The organism is Brucella sp. HL-2, assembly GCF_025846885.2.
GTDB classification, from domain to species: domain Bacteria; phylum Pseudomonadota; class Alphaproteobacteria; order Rhizobiales; family Rhizobiaceae; genus Brucella; species Brucella quorumnocens.
The window spans coordinates 1-6,540 of record NZ_JAOYTK010000052.1; the positions used below are offsets into that span (position 1 = coordinate 1).

Here is a 6,540-nt window from a genome sequence, read left to right on the forward strand (position 1 = left end):
ACACTTGAGCAGTTTATCAAGGAAGTCGATGACTACATTCGATGGTACAACGAGAAGCGGATCAAGATATCACTTGGCGCTCGAAGCCCAATCGAATATCGAAACAGTCTTGGCATTGTAACGTAAAACCAGTCCAAGTTTTCGTCCGCACCCCCACTGGCGTGGCCTGGAGGGTGCATTTTCGTCACCGGCCGTCAAATCAGTTATCCGCCTCGCCGTCCGCGAAGCCGCAAGAGTGCCAATGCCATCACCGGCGACATTTTGGGCAAACTGCTCGCGACCTGTTCAGGCGACGATCTGACCGCGATGCCCGACCGGGCCATTTTGATGGTGGCCTTTGCCTCCGGCGGACGCCGTCGCAGTGAAGTTGCTGGAATGCGAACTGAACAACTCGTCAGACAGCCGCCGGTCCCCGATGAGAATGGCTCTCCCCTCCCCTCGCTTGGCATCCAACTCGGCCGCACCAAAACCAGTGGCGCCGATCAAGACGAAATCGTTTATCTTACTGGCCGTCCCGTCGAAGCCCTTACCCTCTGGCTGGAATCGGCCAAGATCGACAAGGGCGGCGTGTTTCGAAAAGTCGATCGATGGGGCAATGTTTCGGCGCGGGCGATCGAGCCGAGTGCCATCAACCGAATTGTCAAGCAGCGCGCGCAAATGGCTGGCCTCAACGCGAATGAATTTTCGGCCCATGGCCTGCGCTCCGGATTTCTCACCTAGGCCGCCAATCGCGGCATTCCGCTTCCAGAAGCGATGGAACAATCCCGCCATCGCTCCGTACAGCAGGCGTCCGGCTACTACAACAATGCCAAACGGCGCAGTGGGCGAGTATCAAGGCTGTTAAGTTGATCGGCCGCTCTGGCCAACTTTAACGAACCATCCCCACGTTCGCCTTTCACCATCACAAATGCTACAATATCCTCACACTGTCTTATCCTATTGCACTCGATCCCTTTACATAGGGAAGTACTAATGGCTGGTGTAAAGTTACAGGCGATGCGTAGATATGCCTAGCGTCAGAACATTCCCTAAAGCACCCACTCCAATAATCGGGGGTGTTGATCAGGATTGAGAGGTGAATACATGACAAGAATAATGAAGCGTTGGGATGACGTAGAGAAGTACGTTTCCGAAGACTGTGTAATCGCGTTTCAAGAAACCCTTAAGACCGCCCTCAGCGAGCGAGGCATGTCACACTCTGACCTTGCCGATACTCTGGGCGTATCCCGGTCGCGGGTCAGTCAACTTTTCATGGAAGGTGTGAACCCGTCCATTCGCTATATTGGATTGGTCCTTTTCAGGCTTGGCTACACTGTTGAGTTCAAGAAAATCGAGCCACAACAGTATACTGAGTAAATAAGCGTGGCTTCCGTGCTCCCTTGGGACAAGACCTGCCAGCGCTTCATGGGCCGCTTACCAACCTCCCCGAAGCCATTTGATCGCACTGGCCAGTAGGGAACTGATTGGTCTTTTGGCAAATCGCCTAAGGTTTCTCCGCTTACGATCACGGGCCGCATAAACTTATGCAGCGGCATGACGCTAATGCGGATCACCGCTACGAGTTGAAAGTCAGTAATTGCTATTATTGACTATGCGTCTAATTTGAAAGTTGTCCTCGGATCAACGTGACTGTCGCAGTTAAACAATCATAGAACACTATCGCATGAAGCGGCGGGCGCACCAACTGAGACCATAATAGCCTCTATGAATCCGAAAATAGCAAGGTCTTCACTCTCGCGACCCTGCAATAAGAAATCAAACGGTCGTAGCCCAGACTTTAGTGGTTGCCATTTCCTGCAAGACCGATTCCTGCAATCAGCGAGCCCCATACCTTCAGGCGTAGGCCGACAGCCTTCACAACGCCCGTGGCTGCAATGAGGTGTCCTGTAAATCCACCAATATTGTTGGTGTAGGTTTGAACAAGGCAACCCGTGCCGTCGAGCATGATCTTCTCATGTTCTTTATGCTCAAGCTCCAGGTAGACAAGTAGCGATCCGCGTGGCGCTCGCCCATTAAGTTCAACCAGTCGTCCTCCCGGCACAATCTGACCTGTTGAGATCGCGGGCTGCACATGAACGACCCGTGCAGGCAGAACTGTGTTGCTGAAGGACAAGCCAATATTGCTGTCACAGGCGATTTCTGCGGGCATTCCCTCATAGATTGTCGAGCGCGTAACTTGTGAAAAGCCCGCTGTAATCCTGAGCGGCAGATCATCTGGACGGTCGGGAATGATCACCATCGCTGGACTCAATATCAGAGTTGACGCAGGACTTCCCACGCTCAAGGACAATTGGGTTACGACACCGTCGGTGAACGAGCGAACCTCTGTCATGCTCAGCGCGACCCTGGCGCTTTCGACTACCGCCTCGGTAGCCTTGTGCTGCGCGGGAAGCGATTGAGAAATTTCCACTTGCGCCAGGCTCAGCTGGGCCTGTGCCGCCGCCAGATCGGCCTCGCCAATCTGGAAAGCTGATTCCGCTAGGCGCACAGTATCCTTCGTACCGGCGTTCTTAGCGAATAAAGCCTGCGCGTTCTTGAGGTCACCTTTCAGCTTTTCCAGCGATGCACTCGACTCGACCACACTCGCCTGCGCGACCTTCAAGGAGTCACTGGCTTTCGATTCTGCGGCCGCAATTCTGTCGAATTCGGCTTCGGCTTGCTTGAGCGCCGCTTTCTGCGCGCTGCTTTCAATCCGGAAGAGTAGGTCACCGGCGGAAACCCTCTGCCAATTTCGTACGGCGATTTCGGTTACGGGGCCACTGGTTTGCGCTACGGTTGACACGGTACGAAAGGGTACCAGGCCAGAATATGATTTTGGGTGGAAGTAGAAGATCACGACGAAAAGGAAAAAGGCCAGAATGGCCCACAGGAACACCGCGGTCCGCATGTTCCATACCGTCATGGATTCGCCCCGGCGTCTCAACTGGTAGTAACGGATAATGACTGGAAAAGAAGTAAAGAGAAGCTCAAGCATCTTGGGGCTCCTCTGGTTTGGCGGGGCTCATGGCAACAACTTCGTCGCTCGGCTCCGGCGGGACTACGACCGGCGAAGCAGCGGCTTCGGGCACGACTTCGTGAATATTCGGCAAATGGAAGCGCGACCAGTCCGCCAATAAAGCGAGGAGGATTGCAGTTAATGGAAGAAAAACGTGGAAATGCTCAAGCGGAAATATCTCGTAGAGGAGAGCAATCGTCAACAATGTTGGGATTGTCTTAGCTAGGGGGGTCCCCTTCGACCTGTGCTCCGCCCAACGGTCGAAGACTGCATAAAGCGTCACAATCCCATAGAGCGCGACACAGATAAGTATTAACCCCACCCACGCCAGCATGTCTGTTTCGCCTGGAGCAGTGAACCATGATGGACTTGTGTGTCCGAGGCCGCTTTCAATCCCCATCAATCAACCCCTCAGTAAGTAATCGCCGGAATTGTTATCGAGCGGCTGTAGAACTCTACTATACAAAGATTGGTAATGAAAGTTATCAATGAGCTTTCGGTGTCATCCCGAATTTGGGCATTTATGAGCACAGCATCTCTTTATTGCGCCTGCCAGTATTGTGGTGCTCATTTTTCTCGCCTCCAAGAGGAATGGACGATCTTGAGCCGATTACTCCATCCCGTTTGGCTGAGCGAGGTATCCTAGACAAAACACTGCCGACTTGAAGTAGAGTGCCAGCTCCAGTCAAAGATCGCCTTCGAATCCCTTTTCAAAGGAACTGGTTTCGATTCCATTTTGCGGGAGATTACGAGATCTTCAATGGATAATGACAAAAATTTGCCCAGCTGCGCGGATAACCTTGGTGCTTATTTGACGCGTAGTGTGCTTAGTTTCTCCCAAGATTAAACCAATTTCTGCTTGAGCAGATCGCCAAGACCAACTCAAGCACAGAAACTAAAAAATGGGGCATACCGCACGTGAAAATGATAATTAGTCCTGGCCAAGGCGTCTGCGCAGCTCAGCATTCTCCGCGCGCAGCTTAGTGGCCAACTCCTTGCGCAATCTGGTATTTTCAGCTTCGAGCGCCACAAGTGCACTCAGATCGTCACCCGCAGAGGACTTGCCTGTCGGTGAAGCTTTTGCGGCAGCGTTCTTCCAGTTATAATAGGTCTGTTCTCCGACATTTACTTGCTGAAGTGCGGCTTTAAGAGTGGTCTTGCCGCTCTTTATTGCCTTTTCGATAGACGCGAGCAGGGAGGCACGCTCGGCAGGAGTATATTTTCTCACCTTGCGCGGTTGAGCATCAGCGGCAACAGGCGAGACTTTCGATGCTTTTGCGGTAACTTTAGGCGCCTTGGCTGGTTTGAGAGCGGGCGCTGCCTTTGTTTTTGCAGGTGTGGCGTCTGCTTTTTTGCGCGGCTTAGGTGTCTTCGGCGCAGTGCCAACTGGCTCAGCAGTTTGTGTGCCGGTTGCAGTCTGGTTTACGTTTGCAGTGGTTTCATCAGCCATGGTAAGTCTCTCGCAGGTTCAATCAGCCAGTCCATGGCGGAGACCGCACCAAAGCGCGTCAGTTCGAGCGACGTGACGAATTCACGTGGCAATGTCCCGAGCAGAGGAACCGCCAGCAGCAACCAGACGCCATTCCCCAGATTGGATACGCGCACCATGTCGGCCAGCCAGATCATCACCGCGGAAGCGCCGACGAATGACATAACCCCTGCGCTCGTCACGCCCAGAGAGCCATCCATGAGCTCCATGGCCGCAAGCGCGCTCATGACGCCATACCCCTTGTATGGCGGCGAGCAGGAGAACAAAGGACTTGATGAAGACGTTCGTCCGAAAGGTGTTTTCTGAAGAAGCCGCCTGCCAACGCGCGAAAGAGGGGAAGGCCAGTTTCGCGATTTCCGCATAAGTGAGCACAGTAAAGAGTGGCATGGCTCCAAGAGCAAATACAGAGAACCGCGCTATCGCATCGTTGGACAAGCCAATCGCCTGTTCGGCCACGGCAGAGGTGTCGATGCCGGGCAATGGAATTCGCGAGCCGACAATAACAACGATGACCACCGGCACGAGCGGCGCAACTGTTTGCCAGAGCGTGGTTGCTGACTTGGGGAGGGATAGAGAATCAAAACTCATGCGATGATCTTATTCGATACTCACCGCATCTCAATATCCGGCATGATGCGTGAAGCACCAGCCGACTGTACTGTTCCCTGGGATTGGTTCGCAGGTTCGTAATTTTTGGGCAACCCAAAGGGCCGTTTGTCAGACATGTGTTCCCAATAAGTTTGCTACAGCTTCCTATGGTCTCGGTGTTTGATTTTTGAAGGAAGCCCAGTCTTGGACCTGTTTGAAATTGATGGCCGTCAGATCGGAACAATGGAGCGGAGAATGAGGGGGAGATTCCGGCCTGATCCAGCGCTTTGCATTAAATGAAGCTTAAAAATTCCGCTGACCTGCGGAACGATGTCCTTTACGGGACGATGGATGAGGTGAGTGCGCGTTTGGGTCTTGTACGAACCGTTACGACGGTCAGAACGTGCGTCAGATTGCACCGCCTTATTCTTCTGTTCCCATGATGGGAACCGTAGAAATGGGTCCGGCGCGCAGGTTTCGTACCGGGGAGTTGCCTCTTCTGCCATTCTTCAAGCCCGTTTTGGAACTCGAGCAGCAACCGTTCGAGGTTTGGCAAGTCGCGAGCGCTCTCGAGCAGCGTTGGATGCCCCTGACGGACCAGTTTGAGAAGGTCGTCGGTGCCCCAACTCGTCAAGTCAGAAAAAGCGACCGGCGCACGGCGTGAGAACTCCAAGCCGTCGAGAGTGACCTTTATCAAATTGCGGGTTGGAAAACCCTTGAAGGCTATAAAGGGCGGCACCAGCAGGCCAATTAGAGCATAATTCCTTAAACTTGAATCAGTTTAAGGTAAAATTATGCTGTAAATATAAAGTGTTAGAGCGACCTTTGTGCGCCCAAGAGGGCGCACGGCGCTCTAGGGCCGCCACTCCCGCCAAGCCTAACGGGCCGCGATTGAACACCACGAGCAGGAAGCTCCCCGCGCCGAGCGCGAAGGCCAATGGTACCGCGAGTTGATGCCAACGGGTATAGACCGATGCCTTAATTCCTTCCGTGCTGTTCATGCTTCGAACTGAACCGCACCGGGTTTGCCGGAGACCGTTTGGTTTAAGTTATGCGGCCATGGCTGGTTCGTCCAGCATGGCGTAGTAGCGTTGCTCGGCCTCGGCTGGAGGAATGTTTCCGATGGGCTCGAGAAAGCGGCGGTGGTTGAACCAGTCGACCCATTCGAGCGTGGCGAACTCCACCGCTTCGAAGTTGCGCCATGGTCCCCGGCGATGGATTACCTCGGCCTTGTAAAGGCCGTTGATCGTTTCGGCGAGAGCGTTGTCATAGGAATCGCCAACACTTCCGACTGACGGCTCGATGCCTGCCTCCGCCAGCCGCTCGGAATACTTGATTGACACGTATTGGGCAGATTCAATCGGTCGTCGCAACAGGGCTTTTTTATTGCATTGCCAGAAATTGGTCGAGAACTTCAGCAGGTGTTTTCCAGCCGAGCGTTTTGCGCGGTCTGGTGTTGAGCGAGTGG

At 53.6% G+C, this 6,540-nt stretch carries 8 protein-coding genes and 1 pseudogene; 3 read left to right on the forward strand and 6 right to left on the reverse strand.

The features are described 5' to 3' along the window. The 3 genes and pseudogenes from OIV19_RS23190 to OIV19_RS23200 form a co-directional block, all read left to right on the forward strand. On the forward strand, positions 1-126 hold a 126-nt coding region (locus tag OIV19_RS23190), incomplete at its 5' end, for an IS3 family transposase (RefSeq protein WP_264234255.1). Between the two features lie 31 nt (positions 127-157). Then, positions 158-849 (forward strand): annotated as a pseudogene (locus OIV19_RS23195) (tyrosine-type recombinase/integrase); the annotation flags it as partial. A gap of 246 nt (positions 850-1,095) precedes the next feature. Next, positions 1,096-1,356, forward strand: coding sequence for a helix-turn-helix domain-containing protein (locus tag OIV19_RS23200; protein ID WP_264234242.1), 261 nt, complete (start codon positions 1,096-1,098; stop codon positions 1,354-1,356). Between the two features lie 421 nt (positions 1,357-1,777). Here OIV19_RS23200 and OIV19_RS23205 read toward each other — a convergent pair whose 3' ends face one another. The 6 genes from OIV19_RS23205 to OIV19_RS23230 form a co-directional block, all read right to left on the reverse strand. Next, a complete protein-coding gene (locus OIV19_RS23205) occupies positions 1,778-2,974 on the reverse strand; it encodes a biotin/lipoyl-binding protein (protein WP_264234244.1) in 1,197 nt (398 codons plus the stop codon). Continuing rightward, positions 2,967-3,395 carry a hypothetical protein gene (locus OIV19_RS23210; RefSeq protein WP_264234246.1) on the reverse strand — a complete coding sequence of 143 codons (429 nt, stop codon included), beginning with the start codon at positions 3,393-3,395 and terminating at the stop codon, positions 2,967-2,969. The genes OIV19_RS23205 and OIV19_RS23210 overlap by 8 nt, the downstream gene beginning before the upstream one ends. Positions 3,396-3,926: 531 nt before the next feature. After that, positions 3,927-4,445: a transposase gene (locus OIV19_RS23215; protein WP_264234248.1), complete on the reverse strand. Its 519-nt coding sequence runs from the start codon at positions 4,443-4,445 to the stop codon at positions 3,927-3,929. Positions 4,446-4,526: 81 nt separating this feature from the next. After that, the gene (locus tag OIV19_RS23220; protein ID WP_264234250.1) at positions 4,527-5,072 is read right to left on the reverse strand and encodes a hypothetical protein; all 546 of its coding nucleotides are present in this window, start codon (positions 5,070-5,072) and stop codon (positions 4,527-4,529) included. A 337-nt stretch (positions 5,073-5,409) separates the two neighbouring features. Further along, on the reverse strand, positions 5,410-5,811 hold the full coding sequence (locus OIV19_RS23225) for a hypothetical protein (protein ID WP_264234251.1): 402 nt from the start codon (positions 5,809-5,811) through the stop codon (positions 5,410-5,412). Positions 5,812-6,121: 310 nt separating this feature from the next. Beyond that, the coding region (locus tag OIV19_RS23230; protein ID WP_264234253.1) for an integrase core domain-containing protein at positions 6,122-6,540 on the reverse strand (419 nt) is incomplete at its 5' end.